Here is a 17,994-nt window from a genome sequence, read left to right on the forward strand (position 1 = left end):
TCGGCAGCCAGGGAAGGCTGCCGTCGAGCCCTACATGGACGTACTTGCGGGGCGTGTCCGGAAAAATGATACCGCTCCCCGGCCGGTCCATGAACACTGGCACCCAGCCGATTCTCTACGTTCTTTGCTTTAATAACGTAAAAAGTTCCGCAAAAGCTCATGCCCCTCCTCAGTCATAATAGACTCAGGATGAAACTGCACCCCCTCGATGGGCAAGGTTTTATGGCGGACCCCCATGATTTCCTCCACGGAACCGTCCTCATTCCGGGTCCAGGCAGTCACCTCCAGGCAGTCCGGCAGACTCTCCTTCTCGATGACCAGGCTGTGGTAGCGGGTTGCCTGCAACGGATTGTTCAGGCCCCGGAACACCCCCGTGTCGGAGTGATACACCGGCGACACCTTGCCATGCATCACCTGCCCGGCGCGGATGACATTACCACCATACACCTGCCCGATGGCCTGATGGCCCAGGCAGATACCCAGGATCGGCAGCTTGCCCGCAAAGTGGCGGATCGCGGCCATGGAGATGCCCGCCTCATTGGGCGTACAGGGCCCCGGTGAGATCACCAGACGCTCCGGCTTAAGTGCCTCAATCTCCTCCACCGTGATCTCATCGTTACGGTAAACGTGCACATCCGCACCCAACTCTGCCAGATACTGGACCACGTTGTAGGTGAAGGAGTCGTAGTTATCGATCATCAACAGCATTGTCTTATCCCCCGCCTCAGTGGTCGAAATCGTTGTAGGTCATGGCCACGGCCCGGAAAATCGCCCGGCCCTTGTTCATGGTTTCTTTCCACTCAAGGCGCGGTATGGAATCGGCGACAATGCCGCCCCCGGCCTGGATGTGCAGGGTGTTGTCCTTGATCACGGCGGTGCGGATAGCAATCGCGGTGTCCATATTGCCGTTGAACGACAGGTAGCCCACGGCGCCGCCGTAGACGCCCCGCTTCACCGGCTCCAGCTCATCGATGATCTCCATGGCCCGGATCTTCGGGGCACCGCTCAGGGTGCCGGCGGGCAGGGTGGCCCGCAGCACGTCCAGGCAGGAGGTGCCTTCCTTCAGGCGCCCGGTGACGTTGGAGACAATGTGCATGACGTGGGAATAGCGCTCCACGATCATCCTGTCGCTCAGTTTCACGGTGCCGGTTTCCGAGACGCGGCCGGCGTCGTTGCGGCCCAGGTCGATGAGCATCAGGTGCTCGGCGATTTCCTTGGGGTCCGCCAGCAGTTCCTTCTCCAGGGCCTTGTCTTCAGCCTCGGTGGCGCCGCGCTTGCGGGTGCCGGCGATGGGGCGCACGGTGACTTCCTCGTCCTCCACCCGGGCCAGGATTTCCGGGGAGGAGCCGACAATGTGGAAGTCGTCCAGGTCCAGGAAGTACATGTAGGGCGACGGGTTGAGCACCCGCAGGGATCGGTACAGGTTCAGGGGCGGCGCCTCGAACGGGATCGACATGCGCTGGGAGATCACCGTCTGCATCACGTCACCGTCGAGTACATAGCCCTTGATACGTTCCACCGCCTGCTCATGGAGCGGCTGGCTGAAGCCGGAGACAAAGTCGCTCTCGTCCACGGTCTTGCCACGCAGGTGTTCCGGCGTTCGTGGGGCGTCGGCGGTCTGCCGGTGCAGGCGGGCTTCCAGCTCATTGATGCGGGCCATGGCCTGTTCGTAGGCACCTTCCATCGCCGGATCCACGTGCACGATCAGGTGCAGCGTGCCTCGCAGGTTGTCGAACACCACGACTTCATCGGACAGCATCAGCAGGATGTCCGGAGTGCCGATCTGGTCCGGCGGGCAGGTATCGCGCAGGCGCTTCTCGATGTAGCGCACGGTGTCGTAGCCGAAGTAGCCCACCAGGCCGCCGTTGAAGCGGGGCAGGTCGTCCAGGTCCGGGGCATTGAAACGGGCCTGGTATTCCTCGACGAAGGTGAGCGGATCGTCGCGCTCGGCCTCCTCGATCACCTGGCCGTCGCGGGTGATGGTGATCTTCTCGCCATACACCTTCAGCACTTCGCGGCTGGGCAGGCCGATGATGGAATGACGACCCCACTTCTCACCGCCCTGGATGGACTCAAACAGGTAGGAATAAGGCCCGCTGGCGAGCTTGAGGTAGGTGCTCAGGGGTGTCTCAAGGTCCGCAAGCACTTCGCGGTACACGGGAATGCGGTTGTAGCCGGCGTCGGCCAGCCCGGAAAACTGTTCGGGTGTCATGACATCATCCTGAAATCTGATCTGCTGTTGCCGCCGGGGTCTGTCGGGCAGCGTTTTCAATATGGCGTGCAGGCGTTACCGCACGGCCGGGCACGTCTCAGCCGGTCCGCCATCGCCACCATCGTGTTGCGCGGGTGGTGAGGACGCCGCGCGATGCAGTCAGATTCAGTCCCTGCACGGCAGGAATCTCCCGAAATGAAAGGTTTGTGTTCACGTTATCCCTGAGAGGTTACAAAAGCTCGGTCAGCGAATCAACAACCACGTCCGCTCCCAGTTCGTCCACGGACGGGCCATAGTGGTAACCGTAGCGTACCAGCACCGACGGCAGGCCGGCGTTGTGGGCCGCTTCGGCATCGGCGGCGGAGTCACCGATCATCACCGTGGTGCCGGGGCTGCCGCCGAGGGTGCGCATGGCCAATAGTAGGGGCTCGGCATCCGGTTTCTTCACGGTCAGGGTGTCGCCGCCGATAACCATTTCGAACCAGTGTTCCAGGCCCATACGCTCCAGCAGCGGCGCCACGAACCGTTCCGGCTTGTTGGTCACCACCGCCATCCGGCAGTCGTTGTCGTTCAGGCGTTGCAGGCAGGCCTCGACGCCGTCGAACACGGTGGACCGGTCGCCGTTGAGTGCCTCGTAGGACAGGTAGAACTGGGTAATGGCGTCATTGAACAGGGCGTCATCCAGCGGCGCCGCGGCTTCCCAGTCCACCTGACCGGTGAGGGCGCGGCGGACCAGTACCTGGGCGCCGTTGCCCACCCACTGGCGTACCCGTTCCTGGCCTGCCGGGGGGCGGCCCAGGTTTTCCAGCATATGGTCCACGGCGGCGGCCAGGTCCGGTGCGCTGTCCACCAGGGTGCCGTCCAGGTCGAACAGGGCCACGCCGGGCCAGAGGGAGGTGAAGGTGCGTTTGTCCACGATATCCGTCCGTCTCGCTAGCTTATCCGGCCTTGGCAATCTCGGCGCGCATGGCGTCGATGGTGGCCTTGTAGTTGTCGGTGTTGAAGATGGCCGAGCCGGCCACGAAGGTGTCGGCGCCGGCGGCGGCGATCTCGCGGATGTTGTCGGTCTTCACGCCGCCGTCGATCTCCAGGCGGATGTCCCGGCCGCTGTCATCGATGCGCTTGCGGGCCTCCCGCAGCTTGTCCAGGGTGCCGGGGATGAACTTCTGGCCGCCGAAGCCGGGGTTCACCGACATCAGCAGGATCATGTCCACCTTGTCCATCACATAGTCCAGGTAGCTCAGCGGCGTGGCGGGGTTGAACACCAGCCCGGCCTTGCAGCCGCCGTCGCGGATCAGTTGCAGCGAGCGGTCGATGTGGTTGGAGGCTTCCGGGTGGAAGGTGATGTAGCTGGCGCCGGCGTCGCTGAACATGCGGATCAGGTCGTCCACCGGGGACACCATCAGGTGCACATCAATGGGGGCGGTCACGCCATGCTTGCGCAGGGCCTCGCAGACCATGGGGCCGATGGTGAGGTTGGGCACGTAGTGGTTGTCCATGACATCGAAGTGGACGATATCGGCACCCGCTGCCAGCACGTTGTCCACTTCCTCGCCCAGGCGGGCGAAATCGGCGGACAGGATCGAGGGGGCGATCAGTTCAGGCTGTTTCATGATGGTCTCTTCATACGGCTGTGTTCTGCGTCAGGGAGGGGGTGGGCTCCCTGTGTTAAGATTCCTGACGCGGTCCGGGAAGCCCTCTTCGGAATCGCGCCATTCTAACAGTCTGAACGGGGATTGTCCGTGGCGATTCAGCAACATTATTCCGCCCTGCTGGTGGTTCTGGTCCTGGTGGCGGCGACGCCGGTGGCGGCCCAGAATGATGATCCGGCCGGCAACGGTAACCAGGATCAGGCAAACGGGGCAGCGGCTGCCGAAGAGGGGAAAGGCACGCCAGCAGAACCCGTGCAGCGGATCTTCATCCGGGCATCCGGTGATGCCGGGGCCCTGGCCCAGCAGTATCCCCACCTGGCGGTTTGGCTGGAACCGGAAGACGAGCCCAGGGTGCTGGCCCTGGTGGAGCGAGAAGCCACGGCCCGCCCGTCGGGGGGCGTGGTGATACTGGCCGGGGAAGGGCAGTCCGCCAATGACAGCCTGCTCGAAGGCCTGCGTTCCCGGCTGAGCGAGGCGGGCTGGGCGGCCATGACCCTGGGGCTGGAGCAGCCATCCCCATCCCTGGAAGTGGCCCGTGAACGCCTGGCGGATAACGCGCCTTCCGATGATGGGGACGGCGACGCCGAGGCGGATTCGGTGATGATCGACGTCAACGATGAAGCCGCCCGTGACCTGCTGGAGGCTCACCGTAAAACCATGGCAGCCCGGCTGGCGGCGGCGGTGGGCTGGTTCGCCGAGAAGCAGTACCAGCGTGTGGTCCTGGTGGGCGTGGGTCGTGGCGCTGATGAAGTGCGTGCCTTCCTGCCGGATGCCCCCGCCGTGGTCAGCCAGACGGCCTGGGTGGCGGCGGATTTTGGTGGCCAGTCCCCGGCCACGATCGGCGACGCACTCAGCGGGGAAACCACTCCCATCCTTGATCTCTACCCGTCCCGCGGTGGGGCTATTGACGGGCGCCGGGCGGCCTTCCGGCGTTCGGGGGTGAAGGCCTATCGCGCCCAGGCGGTGCCGGTGTCGGCCCGGCCCGCCGGCCACGATGCCGGGGTGATCGCCAACCGGCTGCTGGGGTGGCTGGGACGGCGGTAGCTGTTCTGTTAGCGGGTCACCCGCTCACGGCGCTTGATCACTTCCCAGGCCTGCTGCAGCCGCAGCAACTGGTCCCGGGCCCGGGCCTGGTCCGCCGGGCTCAGGTCTTCGCCCAGCTTGTCCGGGTGATAGCGGGCCACCTCGCGGCGGTAGGCACGCTTCATGTCGGTGAAACTGATGGATGCATCCACGCCCAGGATGCGGTAGGCATCCCGCAGGCTTTCCGGTTTGGGTGGCGGTTCGGCCATCCATACCTCCTCACGATAGACCCGGTGGATCCGGTCGATGGCGGCCAGGGGCAGCCCGAGGCGACAGAAGGCATCCTCACAGCGATAGCGCCTTGGCCGTGCCGGCATGCCATGCAACTGGGCACCGTGGCACAGGCACAAGCCAATCAGCAGGTTGGTGCGTTGGCGCCAGGGGGCAAGCAGCCGGAACCAGGCCATCCGGAAGGGGGGAAGATCCGTGCTGTCGCGGCCCTGATGAAAGCGCCGGATGGCCTTGCGGCGGGCCCTGGACGACAGTTTCAGGCTGTCCATCAGGTTCTCTGCGTAGCGGATGTCATGTTCGGTGACCCGGCCATCGGCCTTGGCGATGTATCCCAGGCAGTAGAACAGGGCCTGCCGGGCGCCGCGTCCCAGTGTATGACGGGCCACCATGCGGGTGGGCTGGTGGTTGCCGGCAATAAAGTCGGACAGCAGTTCCTCCAGGAGGGCCCGGGTGTGGGCTGGCAGGCTTTGCTGATCGCTTTCGCTCATGGGTCAGGGTTGCTGGGGTTGAGTCAGACGTTGGTTTAGGGCCGCCAGGCGCTCCGGGGTGCCGATATCCATCCACTGGCCACGGTGGTGCAGGCCGGTCACTTCGCCCCGGGCGATGGCCTCGCGCAGGATCGGCGCCAGCTTGCGGGCGCCGGGCGTCAGGCCGTCAAACAGCGACCGGTGCAGCAGGCTGATGCCGGTATAGGTCAGGCGCGGTTCGCCGTCGCTGGTGACCCGGCCATCCGCGTTGAGGGCAAAGTCACCATGTGGGTGGTGCGCCGGGTTGTCCGTGAGTACCAGCCGGGCCTTGCCGGACGCTGGTGGTTCGAGTGTCGCCAGATCGAAATCATGCCAGATGTCGCCGTTGATGACTGCGAACCAGCCTGAATTCCCGCCCAGGTTTTTCTCGGCCAACAGGGGCAGTGCCTGGATAATGCCGCCGGCGGTTTCCAGTGGCTTCCCTTCCCGGGAGTAGTCGATGGTGACGTCGTAGGCCTCGCCGTTTCCCAGCGCCTGTTCGATCTGTTCTCCCAGCCAGGCGTGGTTGATCACCAGCTCGCTGAACCCCGCCGCCCGCAGCTTGCGGATATGGTGGACAATCAGCGGCGCGCCGCCGGCCTCCAGCAGGGGCTTGGGGGTGGTCAGGGTGAGCGGGCGCATGCGCTCGCCCTTGCCGGCGGCGAGGATCATGGCCTTCACGGGTGCGGACCCCCGGTGGTGTCGTCCGGGGGTGTGCCCAGCTTGTGGTGGAGGGCGGGCACCACCTGCTCCCGCAGCCACTGGTTGAAATGACGCAGGGCGGGCAGTGGCTGGCTGGCCTCCACCAGGTAGTTGACGGTGCGGGGGATGTCCGCCAGGTAGCCACTCTTGCCGTCCCGCAGGTAGAGCCGGGCAAAGATGCCCGACGCCTTCAGGTGTCGCTGCATGCCCATCAGCTCAAACCACTGGTGGAAGGTGTCGCTTTCGGCCTGGTGCAGGCCTGCCTCGCGGCCCAGGACCCGGAAATCCTCCAGCCAGGTGTTGCGGCGGGCGGCGGGCCAGTCGATATAGCAGTCCTTGAGCAGTGACACGATGTCATAGGTGATCGGGCCATTTACCGCATCCTGGAAGTCGATCACCCCGGGCACGGGGGTGTCCGGGCGCACCAGCAGATTGCGGGAATGGTAATCCCGGTGCACGGTCACCCGGGGCTGCGCCAGGGCGCTCTCCCGCAGGAAGGCAAAAGTGGTGTCCAGCATGCAGCGCTCGCGGTCGCCCAGCTCCATCTGCAGCAGGCCTTCCAGCAGCCAGTCGGGGAACAGGTCCATCTCCCGGTTCAGCAGGGCTTCGTCATAGGGAGGCAGCGGGTAGTCGTCAGTGTCCGGCGCCTGCTGGATACGGATCAGTTCGGCCATGGCCTCGTCGTACAGATCGTCGGCGGTGACCCCGTTCAGGCGCCCGAGCATCAGCTGGTCACCAAAGTCTTCCAGCAGCAGGAAGCCCTGTTCCAGGTCGTCCGCCAAGATGTCCGGTACCGCGATATCATGCTGGCGCCAGTGGCGGGCCAGGGCCACGAAGGGGTGGCAGTTTTCCTTCTCCGGTGGTGCATCCATGGCAATGGCGGTGATGGACTTCCCCAGCCGATCCTTGCCGGTGGCCCGGAAATAACGTCGGAAGCTGGCGTCGCCGCTGACTGGCGTCAGGTGGGCGCGGTCGAAGCCGGGGTGCTGGTGAACCCAGTAAGTGAGCTTTTCCAGGCGCTTGTCCATGTTGTCGATGCCTTTGTGTTCAGGATCAAATGTGTTCAGGTTCAACGGAGCCGGGCCGGGTCTCCAGGATTTACTGGAGGCAGAGTATACCGCTGCTGAATGGCTAGTGTCCCGTCTGGGTAATTCGTTAGCCTACTGCGTGACGCTAAGGCCTCTGGCCATGGAAGCATCGGAGAAGCGCGTTAACAAGCCCGCCTCTGCCGTGTAAACTAGCTCGCGTTTGGGACCACCAAATCTTCACCAACCGGCCTTGCGCGCAGGGCTCTTGGGGACTCAGAACCGTAACGAATCACCCAGGCGGGAGACTCTGGGCATGCTGCCCGCTACGCCGACCACCAACAGGATCCGGAACCGGTGCCACTTGAGTACTACGTGAGGTCATCAGGCCACCAACAGTCTGTCGTCGAGGCACAACGCTCCCGGGTTGCCGCCCTGCTGGCCGGCGTCTGCCTACTGTCCACGGCCATGCCCGCCGCAGCGAACCCGCCCACGGCGGCCAGCATGGACTGGCGTCCCCGGTCGGAACTGCCGCCGGAGCAGCAGGCCCGGTTGCCGCTGTTCTGCCGTGGCGGCTACGTGGCGCCGGAATCGTCAGCCAGCGAAACCCCGGTAGGCGAGGGCGCACCGGTGAACGCCAGTGCCCTGTCGGCCCGCTACGAAATGGACACCCGGCTGCACCTGGAAGGGGACGTACGACTATCCCAGGCAGGTATGGCCATGACCGGCGACCGGGCGGTCTACGACCAGGCCAGCGGCGAGGTGTCGGTCACCGGGCCCATGACCAGTCGTAGTCCCGGCATGCTGCTGACCGGTGACAGTGCCCGTTATGACGTCAATTCCGGCTTCTTCAGCATTGATGATGCCACCTTTCTGTTCCACCAGTCGGAGATGCGTGGGCAGGCCTCGAGGATCACCCGGCCGGAGGAACAGATCATCACCATTGACCAGGGCTACCTGACCACCTGCGCTCCGGACCGCAACGACTGGTCGCTGGTGGCGTCGGACATTCGCCTCAGTCAGGCGGAAGGATTCGGTACCGCCAGGCACGTCCGCCTGCAGGTGAAAGATGTGCCGGTGTTCTACTGGCCCTGGGCCAGTTTTCCCATTGATGACCGTCGCAAGACCGGCTTCCTGTATCCCACCGCGGGCACGTCCAACACCGGTAGCGGCCTGTACCTGTCCACGCCCTACTACCTGAACCTGGCACCCCATTACGATGCCACCCTCACGCCCCAGTACATCCACGGTCGTGGTCTGCTGACCGAGGTGGAGGGCCGCTACCTGAGTCGCTTCGGAGAGTCCGTGCTGCAGGTGGGTTACATCGACGATGACCGCTACTACCGGGATGAGTTTCCTGGCGAGGCCGGCAAGCGCTGGGGGCTGGATTTCGAGAGCCGGGCGAACTTCGGCGGTGGCTGGCAGGGCTACGCCGACTACTCGGCGGTGTCGGACAACGACTACCTCAGCGACCTGAACGAGACCCTGGACATCGGCAGTGCCACCCACCTGCTACGCCGGGGTGGCGTGCGCTACCAGGACCAGTGGCAACTGTTCGAGGCCTATGTGGCCGGCTACCAGACCATCACCGATACCGTGGCCGACCGCAACAAGCCCTACGAGCAGCTACCCGAGGTGATCTACGGCGCCAACGTACCCCTGGGAATGTTCGAGGTGGGGCTGGAGAGCCAGTACACCTATTTTGACCGGGACAACGAGGGGCTGACCGGCCTCGACCGGGCGGTGGGGCAGCGGGCCCGGGCCATGCCGGAACTGGCCCTGCCCCTGCGGACCATCTGGGGCTACACCCGACCGTCCGTCAGCCTGGACCAGACCTGGTACGACCTGGAGGACTATGACCTGGGAGATTCCTCCTTTGACCGGTCGGTGCCGGTGGCGGAACTGGACAGCGGCATCTACCTGGATCGCAAGACCACCCTGTTCGGCGACGAGTACAATCAATCCCTGGAGCCCAGGGTGTACTATGTCTACGCCGATGCGGACGATGACCAGGACAACATCCCCAACTTTGATGCGGGCCTGCGTTCCTTCCGCTTTGACAACCTGTTCCAGCCCAACCGTTTCGTTGGTGGCGACCGGGTTGGCGACGCCAACCAGACCACGGTGGCACTGACCAGCCGTTTCAATGACATGGCCACCGGGGTGGAAACCGCCCGCTTCAGCCTGGGGCAGGTGTTCTACCACGAAGATCGCGAGGTCACCCTCAATGGCCGTGGTGGCGGTACCGAAAGTGATTCCCCCTACGCCGGTGAGATGGTGCTCCGGCCTTTGGATACGCTGGATATCCGGGTGTCCGGTCTCTGGGATCCGCGGGAGAAACAGACCGAGGAGGGCCGCAGCGTGCTGGCCTACCATTCGCCGGACTACCGTTACCTGGTCAGCATGGGCCACACCTACAGCCGTGGTACCACCCCCAATAACCGGTTCGAGCAGATGGACGTGGGTGGTATCGTGCCCATTACCGACAACCTCAGCCTGATTGGTCGCTGGGTGTTCGATTCACAGCTGGACGAAACGGTCGGTACACTGGCGGGGCTGGAGTATAACAACTGCTGCTGGAGCTTCCAGCTGGTGCAACAACGTGTGACCGAGTACGACGCGATTGACGATCGGGAGGTCGACCACCGGGTGGTGTTCCAGATCCGGCTCAAGGGGCTGGGTGGCTCCGGTGGCATGGAGAATACGCTCTCCGACGCTTTCTACGGTTACGAGGAACGTGAGCGCAGGCGCTTCGGCGCGCGCCCCTGAAACATCGACTGAACCATGAACGAGGTAAGTATGCAGGCAAGCAGCCTGACGGGTATCAAGACATTGCTGGTGGCCCTGATGATGGCCGTGGCCTCCGTTGCCCAGGCGGACCGACAGCCGCTGGACCAGGTGGTGGCCATTGTGGACGACGGCGTCATCCTGCAGTCGGAGCTGGACGCCAGGGTCAACACCATCCGTTCGCGGTTGCAGGGCCAGGGTACCGGCCTGCCACCCCGGCAGGTGCTGGAGGAGCGGGTGCTGGATCAGCTGATCACCGAGAACATCCAGCTCCAGATGGCGGATCAGATGGGCATGCGGGTCAGTGACAACGAACTCAACGAGACCATCGACCGCATCGCCCGTGGCAACAACATGACCCTCCAGCAGTTCGAGGAGCAACTGGCGGTGGAAGGGGTGACCTACCAGGAAGCCCGGGAACAGATCCGCCGGGAGATGCTGGTCAGCCGTGTGCAGCAGCGCCAGGTGGACAGCCGGGTACGAGTGACCGACCGGGAAGTGGAGAACTACCTGGAGCAGACCAGCGACCAGACCGAGACCACCACCGAATACCAGCTGGCCCATATCCTGGTGTCGGTGGATAACTTCTCCGACCAGGAAGCGGTTGCCCAGGCCCGGCAGAAGGCGCAACGCCTGCAGCAGGAGATCGCCGGCGGTCGTGACTTCCAGTCGGCTGCGGTGGCGGAATCGGATGCCAGCAGTGCCCTGGAAGGAGGTGTTATGGGCTGGCGCAGCCGGGCGGATCTGCCATCCCTGGTGACCGACATCGTGCCGGAGCTGCCCCTGAACCAGCCCTCCGAAGTGCTCCAGAGCGGTAGCGGGTTCCATATCGTCCAGGTTCTCGATCGTCGCGGCGGCGAAACCCGTAACATGGTGGAGCAGGCGCGGGTGCGTCATATCCTGGTCCGCCCCACAGAGGTGGTGTCCGACGCCAAGGCCGAGCAGCGGATCAACGATATCTACCAGCAACTGGTCAATGGTGCCGACTTCGGCGAACTGGCCCGGGAGTTTTCCGATGATCCAGGGTCCGGTTCCGCCGGCGGTGACCTGGGCTGGGTGAGCCCGGGCCAGATGGTGCCCGCCTTCGAAGAGACCATGATGAACGCGCCGGTGGGCGAGTTCACCCGGCCGTTCCGTTCCCGCTTCGGCTGGCATATCCTGGAGGTTCAGGAACGGCGCAACCAGGACATCAGCGAGCAGGTGCGCGCCTCCGAGGCCCGCCAGGCGCTGTACCGCCGCAAGTACGAGACGGAACTGCAGAACTGGCTCCAGGAAATCCGCGACGAGGCCTACGTGGAGATCAAGAACTCATGACCGAACCGGTCACCCTGGCACTGACCGCGGGGGAACCCGCGGGTATCGGCCCTGAACTGTGCCTGCAACTGGCCACGGAAGAGCGTGCCCAGCACGTGGTGGTCGTTGCCAGCCGGGAGCTGATGGAGGCCCGCCAGGCCCTGATGGGGCTGCATGTGAAGCTCCAGCCCTGGCAGCCGGGGGAGGCCGTGGCCACTGTCGCCGGCGAACTGTCGGTGCTGGATGTGCCGGGCATTGCCGACACCACGGCCGGTATGACCCACACCGGCAACAGCCAGTATGTACTGGATACCCTCAACATCGCCGCCCGGGGCTGCCTGGACGGCACCTTTGACGGCATGGTCACCGCCCCGGTGCATAAGGGGGTGATCAACGAGGCCGGCATCGCCTTCAGCGGTCATACCGAGTTCCTGCAGGAACTCTGTGGTGTCGAGCGAGTGGTGATGATGCTGGCTACCGAGGAACTGCGGGTGGCCCTGGTCACCACGCACCTGCCCCTGAAGGACGTACCCGCCGCTATTACGCCGGAGCGCATCCGTCAGGTCACACGCATCCTCAACCAGGACCTGAAGACCTATTTCGGCATCCGCCATCCCCGTATCCTGGTGGCGGGGCTGAACCCCCACGCCGGCGAAGGCGGCCACCTGGGGCGGGAGGAGATCGAGGTCATCGAACCCACCCTGGACCAGCTCCGGCAGGAAGGCATCACCCTGACCGGCCCGCTGCCGGCAGACACCCTGTTCACGCCCCACTGGCTGGACGACGCCGACGCCGCCCTGGCCATGTACCACGACCAGGGGTTGCCGGTGCTCAAGTTTCAGGGCTTTGGCCGGGCGGTGAACATCACCCTGGGTCTGCCCATCGTGCGCACCTCCGTGGACCATGGCACCGCCCTGGACCTGGCCGGCACCGGCAGGGCGGACGCGGGCAGCTTGCACACGGCCATCCGCGTGGGTGAGCAGATGGCCCGGTACCGTCGTGAACACGCGCAACAGACAGGGACACCCTCTTGAGTAAAAGTGCCGGTCATCAGGCCCGCAAGCGGTTCGGGCAGAACTTCCTCCACGATCCGGGAGTGATTGAGCGGATCGTGCGCTCCATTCACCCTCAGGCTGACGACAACCTGGTGGAGATCGGCCCGGGGCTCGGCGCCCTCACCGAGGAACTGCTGGCGGTGAATCCGCGGTTGCAGGTGGTGGAGCTGGACCGGGACCTGATCCCGATACTGCGCACCAAGTTCTTCAACTACCCGGAGTTCCGTATCCGCGAGGCGGATGCCCTGAAGTTCGATTTCAGCGAGCTGGCGGGCAACGGCCCCCTGCGCATCGTGGGCAACCTGCCCTACAATATCTCCACGCCCCTGATTTTCCACCTGCTGGAACAGGCCGGGGTGGTGAAGGACATGCACTTCATGCTGCAGAAGGAAGTGGTGCAGCGACTGGCGGCGGGTCCGGGGGACAACAACTACGGCCGGCTGGGTATCATGGCCCAGTATTTCTGCAAGGTTCAGCCATTGTTTGAGGTGGGCCCCGGGGCCTTCAAGCCGGCGCCCAAGGTGGATTCCGCCATTGTCCGCCTGGTGCCCCATGAGACATTGCCGCACCCGGCGCGAGACCTGGCCATGTTGCAACAGGTGGTGCGTACCGCCTTCAGCGCCCGCCGCAAGACCCTGCGCAAGTCCCTGGGTAACCTGGTGAGCGCGGAGGAGCTGCAGAATCTGGGCATCAACGACTGCCTGCGTCCGGAGAACCTGGGGCTGCCGGAGTACGTGGCCATTGCCGACTACCTGACCGGGAACCGGCCACAGGCGGATACCACAAACGAGGCTGACCATGACTGACTACGCCATTGGAGACATCCAGGGTTGTTACGACCGGTTGCTGGATGTGCTGGACAAGGTGGATTTTTCCCCGTCCCGGGACCGCCTCTGGGTGGCCGGCGACATCATCAACCGGGGGCCGTCCTCCCTGGCAAGCCTGCGTTATGTGAAGAGCCTGGGCAGCTCCGCCGTGGTGGTACTGGGCAACCACGACCTGCACCTGCTGGCGGTGGCACTCGGCGGCCACAGCATCAAGCGGAAGGACACCTTGCAGGATATCCTGGACGCGCCGGATCACGATGAGCTGCTGCAATGGCTGTTGCAGCAGAACATCTGCATCCATGACCCCGGGCGCAACCTGGTGATGTCCCATGCCGGCCTGCCCCATATCTGGAGCGCGGAAAAGGCCGCAGCCCTGGCCGGGGAACTGGAAGCGGTGCTTCGCGGTCCCGATGTGGAAACCTACTTCCGCCAGATGTACGGCAACTACCCGGAATGCTGGCGGGACGACCTCCAGGGTATGGATCGCTGGCGCATGATCACCAACTATTTCACCCGCATGCGCTTTATCGCCGAAGACGGCACCCTGGAACTGGCCACCAAGGAATCCGCCGGCCAATCGCCGGAGGGCTTTGCCCCCTGGTTCAGCTTCCCGAGGGCGGATGATGTGCGGGTGCTGTTCGGCCACTGGGCCGCCCTGGAAGGGGAAACCGGCAGTGACCGGTATATCGCCCTGGATACCGGTTGTGTCTGGGGTGGCCGCCTTACCCTGATGAACCTGGACACCGACGAGAAGATCCACTGTGAATGCTGAACACACCCAGCCATCCCTGAGTCGCTACTGGCTGGCGGTGGGCGCCCTGATTGCCCTGCTGGCAGTTATGGCCGGGGCCTTTGGTGCCCATGGCCTGCGCGGCATGGTGGGCGAACGGGGCCTTGAAGTTTTCCAGACCGCCGTCACCTATCAGATGTACCATGCGATAGCGCTGGTACTGGTAGCGCTGCTGTCCGCCACCGGCCTGTCGCGCCGGTTACTGGGTGTCGCCGGTGGCTTTTTCCTGGCCGGTATCCTGCTGTTCAGCGGCAGTCTGTACCTTCTGGTGCTGACCGATATCCGCTGGGTGGGGCCGGTCACGCCGATCGGCGGCGTCTGCTTCATGGTGGGGTGGGCCGTGCTGGTGGCAGCGGCCTTGCGCCGGCCCGAGTGAAGATGAGGTCCCTATGAACGTAGTACTCAATGGTGATGCCCGGGAACTGCCCGACGAGGCCACCCTGCAATGGCTGATTGACGACCTCGGCCTTGCCGGCAAGCGGCTGGCGGTGGAAGTGAACGAGGATATCGTGCCCCGCAGCCGGCACGGCGACTTTCGCCTGAGCGACGGCGACCGTGTCGAGGTGGTCCACGCCATTGGCGGCGGCTGATCCGCCACCCCGTTCCCGCGCCTGTTTACTGACCAATACCCCCAAGGAATCCAATGACTGACCAGAGCCAGACACCGCTGCCGGAAGACAAGCCACTCGAGATCGCGGGCCGGGTCTACCAGTCCCGCCTGCTGGTGGGGACCGGCAAATACCGGGACCTCACCGAAACCGGCCATGCCATCGAGACCAGCGGCGCCGAGATCGTGACCGTGGCGGTACGCCGCACCAACCTGGGCCAGAACCCGGACGAGCCCAACCTGCTGGACGTGATATCGCCGGAGAAGTACACCATCCTGCCGAACACCGCCGGCTGCTTCACCGCGAAGGATGCGGTACGCACCTGTAAGCTGGCCCGGGAACTGCTGGATGGCCACAACCTGGTGAAACTGGAAGTGCTGGGGGAGGAGAAAACCCTCTACCCGAACATGACCGAAACCCTGGTGGCCGCCGAGGAACTGATTAACGACGGCTTCCAGGTGATGGTCTACTGTTCCGACGACCCGCTATTGGCCAAGCGCCTGGAAGAGATGGGCTGCATCGCCATCATGCCCCTGGGCGCCCCCATCGGCTCCGGGCTGGGCATCCAGAACCGCTACAACATCCGCCTGATCGTCGAGAACGCCAACGTGCCAGTACTGGTGGACGCCGGTGTCGGCACCGCCTCCGACGCAACCATCGCCATGGAACTGGGCTGTGACGGCGTACTCATGAACACCGCCATCGCCGCCGCGCGGGACCCCATCCGCATGGCCCACGCCATGAAACTGGCCATCGAATCCGGCCGCGAGGCCTACCTCTCCGGCCGCATGCCCAAGAAGGCCTACGCCAGCGCGTCCTCGCCCATTGATGGCACGTTTTTTTGAGGACGATTCGCCCCTGCTACCCAGTTAGCGTCGTATATCCCCTCTCCCCAACGAGGGAGAGGGCCAGGGAGAGGGGGAGCGCCCGCGGGGCGCCAGAAGTATAGCTTGGGAGTCGTCCGCTCCACCCTCTCCCCAACCCCTCTCCCGTCAAGGGCGAGGGGCTTAACACCGGAACATCCTCTGTTTTCCTGCCCACCTTCAAACAAAATTCCCACCGATCCCTGTAGAATCTCCCCATCACCCGAACATTACCAATCAATAATCAAATCAGAGCGCTGTAGTCCTGTCATGACCAACCAGAAACCCAGCCGTCGCGACGCCATCCTCCAGGCCCTGGTGGAGATCCTGGAAACGGACCCCGGAGCCCGCATCACCACTGCCGGCTTGGCTAGGGCCGTGGGCGTCACCGAGGCCGCCCTGTACCGTCACTTCCCCAGCAAGCGCAAGATGTTCGAGGCGCTGATCGAGTTTGCCGAGGACACCGTGTTTACACGCTGCCAGCGCATCCTGCAGGAGCAGGAAGATGCACAGGTACGCCTGCAACAGCTCACCCAACTGGTTCTGGTGTTCGCCGAGCGCAACCCGGGCCTGTGCCGCGTGCTCACCGGCGAAGCCCTCAGCGGCGAGAACGAAGCCCTGCGCAAACGCGCCAGTCAGTTCTTTGATCGGCTGGAAACCCAGGTCCGCCAGATCCTCAAGGAAGGTGACATCCGCCAGGGCCTGCGCCCCCAACCCACCGCCAACCGCGCGGCGGACTGGGTGATGACGGTGGTGGAGGGGAAAATCCAGCGCTACATCCGCTCCGGCTTCAGCCGGTTACCTTCGGCGGAGTTTGAGGAAGTGTGGGGGAAGGTTGCAGAGGTGGTTTGGTCAGAGTGAGGACTGGCTCAAGTTATCGCCACTACGGTTTCTTTTCTAGGTGTGGCTGGCTTACTCTATCCTCCTAGGTGAACAGCCGTAGCATGGAACTGCAGGGCTGGTTCGCCTGCCACATCAATAGGATTTATTGGCCAAGGAGAGGTTTGTAGAATGTCGTTAAATATTGATTATTCTTTCATTAGTGATCTTGAAGGTGGGCGTGTATTAAAGGCCTATGTTCCAAACCCTGGTGGTAGTAACAGTGGTGTTACGGTCGCGACGGGATTTGATCTTGGCCAAAGGAATGAAGCTGACCTTCAACGCCTTGGACTGTCCCAGCCTTTGATCACGAAACTCAAACCTTACCTTTCGATAAAAAGTGTTCAAGCAAGCAGATTTCTGACGAATAATCCGCTGACCATTACTCCGATGGAGGCGGAGGTTATCGACAAAGCCGTAAAGGCTGGTCAAGTCCGTCAATTGCAGAGCTTGTACGCTGGAGCGCCAAACAACACGAATAAAGTTGCATTCTCTACTCTTCCCGAAGAGGCTCAAACGGTAATCGCTTCGGTGGCTTTCCAATATGGAACCGGGCTGAGTATTAAAACACCGGGTTTTTGGGATGCGGTGACCTCTCAGGATTGGAAGCGCACTGTAGAAGAACTCCGGGACTTCAAGGATGCCTATCCGACCAGGCGGAATAAGGAAGCAGATCTACTGGAAAGGATTTTGCCATGAGGACAAGTGTCTTTGGTTTAACAACATTGTTATTGGTATCAGCTTGTTCAGCAAGCGGAACAGATACTGGCGGAGATGACTTTGGAGCGTTTACCCGAGAGCTGAACAACTATGACGAAGTCATGACGGAGTCTCGCCCATCGCTCCAGTTCAGCGATGGGGCAACTGCGCACAGCTGCCGGGAGTATCTGGAGCTCCGAAGAAAAGCCGATGTTTTGGAAGGCGTTGAGAATCGCAGTCATTTAGCGGACTACAGAGTCTGCGATACCTTGCAAGCCTTAAAGTCTGCTGCGCCGGTGCAGCAGCCGTACCGTCCTGATGTACCCGCAGGAGAGGTGTTACGCAATAGGCTCGATCTGCGCAGCTTCCGATCATCGCTGGGACCAGCGTCCAGTCATTATCATACTCTTGCTGAGATATCGGGCGAGTTACCTGTCCAGGTGGACGACAACACTGTCACGTTGGAATCTGATGACTGGTACATCCAGCTTGAGGTGGTGGCCAGAGCAGACGTAGACAACGATGGCCATGAGGACTGGCTCATCTGGCTGACCGACGAGGCCAGAGAGGGAAATTACCGTGGCTATGACTCTCTTGTGATCCATAATGTCGCCGGCAATGGGTTGCTTGAAGCGAGTCCTATCGGTCCGTGAGCTCTTTCGCTTTGTGTCGGATCGATCGCGTTCGCTGACTAGCTAGTTATCACAAGATCTGTCAGAGCAGACCCTCCCTATGTGTCAGCGTAGTTGTCGCCTGATGATTTCAGAGGACAACCATGCCCC

Annotated in this window: 19 protein-coding genes; 12 read left to right on the forward strand and 7 right to left on the reverse strand. The window is 63.2% G+C overall.

Going from position 1 to position 17,994, the window contains the following annotated elements:
• Nucleotides 1-129: 129 nt before the first annotated feature.
• The 4 genes from RO069_RS01730 to rpe all read right to left on the reverse strand — a co-directional run bounded on the left by RO069_RS01730 (nucleotide 130) and on the right by rpe (nucleotide 3,825).
• Nucleotides 130-708, reverse strand: coding sequence for an aminodeoxychorismate/anthranilate synthase component II (locus RO069_RS01730; RefSeq protein ID WP_328184904.1), 579 nt, complete (start codon nucleotides 706-708; stop codon nucleotides 130-132).
• A 16-nt stretch (nucleotides 709-724) separates the two neighbouring features.
• Nucleotides 725-2,212, reverse strand: coding sequence for an anthranilate synthase component I (trpE, locus tag RO069_RS01735; protein ID WP_328184905.1), 1,488 nt, complete (start codon nucleotides 2,210-2,212; stop codon nucleotides 725-727).
• Nucleotides 2,213-2,441: 229 nt separating this feature from the next.
• Nucleotides 2,442-3,131, reverse strand: a complete 690-nt coding sequence (locus RO069_RS01740) for a phosphoglycolate phosphatase (protein ID WP_442915320.1) — start codon at nucleotides 3,129-3,131, stop codon at nucleotides 2,442-2,444.
• Between the two features lie 19 nt (nucleotides 3,132-3,150).
• Entirely contained in the window at nucleotides 3,151-3,825 is a 675-nt protein-coding gene (rpe, locus tag RO069_RS01745; protein WP_328184909.1) for a ribulose-phosphate 3-epimerase, read from the reverse strand.
• Between the two features lie 129 nt (nucleotides 3,826-3,954).
• Here rpe and RO069_RS01750 point away from each other — a divergent pair, with 129 nt between their 5' ends.
• The gene (locus RO069_RS01750; protein WP_328184911.1) at nucleotides 3,955-4,908 is read left to right on the forward strand and encodes a DUF3530 family protein; all 954 of its coding nucleotides are present in this window, start codon (nucleotides 3,955-3,957) and stop codon (nucleotides 4,906-4,908) included.
• Nucleotides 4,909-4,916: 8 nt separating this feature from the next.
• On the opposite strand, the gene RO069_RS01755 is transcribed toward RO069_RS01750, so the two are convergent.
• The 3 genes from RO069_RS01755 to RO069_RS01765 are packed head-to-tail and all read right to left on the reverse strand — an operon-like array spanning nucleotide 4,917 to nucleotide 7,414.
• On the reverse strand, nucleotides 4,917-5,666 hold the full coding sequence (locus RO069_RS01755) for a DnaJ domain-containing protein (protein WP_328184913.1): 750 nt from the start codon (nucleotides 5,664-5,666) through the stop codon (nucleotides 4,917-4,919).
• A gap of 3 nt (nucleotides 5,667-5,669) precedes the next feature.
• Nucleotides 5,670-6,365, reverse strand: a complete 696-nt coding sequence (gene murU, locus RO069_RS01760) for an N-acetylmuramate alpha-1-phosphate uridylyltransferase MurU (protein WP_328184914.1) — start codon at nucleotides 6,363-6,365, stop codon at nucleotides 5,670-5,672.
• Complete coding sequence (locus RO069_RS01765; protein ID WP_328184915.1) at nucleotides 6,362-7,414, reverse strand: aminoglycoside phosphotransferase family protein; 1,053 nt, start codon at nucleotides 7,412-7,414, stop codon at nucleotides 6,362-6,364. Before RO069_RS01765 ends, murU begins: the two co-directional genes overlap by 4 nt.
• Nucleotides 7,415-7,786: 372 nt before the next feature.
• Between RO069_RS01765 and RO069_RS01770 the strand changes: the two genes are divergently transcribed.
• From RO069_RS01770 to RO069_RS01820, 11 genes are all read left to right on the forward strand, one after another.
• A complete protein-coding gene (locus tag RO069_RS01770; RefSeq protein ID WP_442915319.1) occupies nucleotides 7,787-10,180 on the forward strand; it encodes an LPS-assembly protein LptD in 2,394 nt (797 codons plus the stop codon).
• 30 nt (nucleotides 10,181-10,210) lie between these two features.
• A complete protein-coding gene (locus RO069_RS01775) occupies nucleotides 10,211-11,512 on the forward strand; it encodes a peptidylprolyl isomerase (protein WP_328184917.1) in 1,302 nt (433 codons plus the stop codon).
• Nucleotides 11,509-12,525 (forward strand): 4-hydroxythreonine-4-phosphate dehydrogenase PdxA, encoded by a 1,017-nt coding sequence (gene pdxA, locus RO069_RS01780; RefSeq protein WP_328184918.1) that lies wholly within the window; start codon nucleotides 11,509-11,511, stop codon nucleotides 12,523-12,525. Before RO069_RS01775 ends, pdxA begins: the two co-directional genes overlap by 4 nt.
• On the forward strand, nucleotides 12,522-13,352 hold the full coding sequence (rsmA, locus tag RO069_RS01785) for a 16S rRNA (adenine(1518)-N(6)/adenine(1519)-N(6))-dimethyltransferase RsmA (protein WP_328184919.1): 831 nt from the start codon (nucleotides 12,522-12,524) through the stop codon (nucleotides 13,350-13,352). The genes pdxA and rsmA overlap by 4 nt, the downstream gene beginning before the upstream one ends.
• A complete protein-coding gene (locus RO069_RS01790) occupies nucleotides 13,345-14,145 on the forward strand; it encodes a symmetrical bis(5'-nucleosyl)-tetraphosphatase (protein ID WP_328184920.1) in 801 nt (266 codons plus the stop codon). Before rsmA ends, RO069_RS01790 begins: the two co-directional genes overlap by 8 nt.
• A gap of 67 nt (nucleotides 14,146-14,212) precedes the next feature.
• Complete coding sequence (locus RO069_RS01795) at nucleotides 14,213-14,539, forward strand: DUF423 domain-containing protein (protein ID WP_328184928.1); 327 nt, start codon at nucleotides 14,213-14,215, stop codon at nucleotides 14,537-14,539.
• Between the two features lie 13 nt (nucleotides 14,540-14,552).
• Nucleotides 14,553-14,753 (forward strand): sulfur carrier protein ThiS, encoded by a 201-nt coding sequence (gene thiS, locus RO069_RS01800; protein WP_328184921.1) that lies wholly within the window; start codon nucleotides 14,553-14,555, stop codon nucleotides 14,751-14,753.
• 53 nt (nucleotides 14,754-14,806) lie between these two features.
• Nucleotides 14,807-15,616, forward strand: coding sequence for a thiazole synthase (locus RO069_RS01805; protein ID WP_328184923.1), 810 nt, complete (start codon nucleotides 14,807-14,809; stop codon nucleotides 15,614-15,616).
• A gap of 288 nt (nucleotides 15,617-15,904) precedes the next feature.
• Nucleotides 15,905-16,495, forward strand: coding sequence for a nucleoid occlusion factor SlmA (gene slmA, locus RO069_RS01810; RefSeq protein WP_328184924.1), 591 nt, complete (start codon nucleotides 15,905-15,907; stop codon nucleotides 16,493-16,495).
• Nucleotides 16,496-16,645: 150 nt separating this feature from the next.
• The gene (locus RO069_RS01815) at nucleotides 16,646-17,212 is read left to right on the forward strand and encodes a pesticin C-terminus-like muramidase (RefSeq protein ID WP_328184925.1); all 567 of its coding nucleotides are present in this window, start codon (nucleotides 16,646-16,648) and stop codon (nucleotides 17,210-17,212) included.
• Nucleotides 17,209-17,865 carry a hypothetical protein gene (locus RO069_RS01820; RefSeq protein WP_328184926.1) on the forward strand — a complete coding sequence of 219 codons (657 nt, stop codon included), beginning with the start codon at nucleotides 17,209-17,211 and terminating at the stop codon, nucleotides 17,863-17,865. The genes RO069_RS01815 and RO069_RS01820 overlap by 4 nt, the downstream gene beginning before the upstream one ends.
• The last annotated feature ends 129 nt before the right edge of the window (nucleotides 17,866-17,994 follow it).

The organism is Marinobacter sp. OP 3.4, assembly GCF_036224885.1.
Lineage (GTDB): Bacteria > Pseudomonadota > Gammaproteobacteria > Pseudomonadales > Oleiphilaceae > Marinobacter.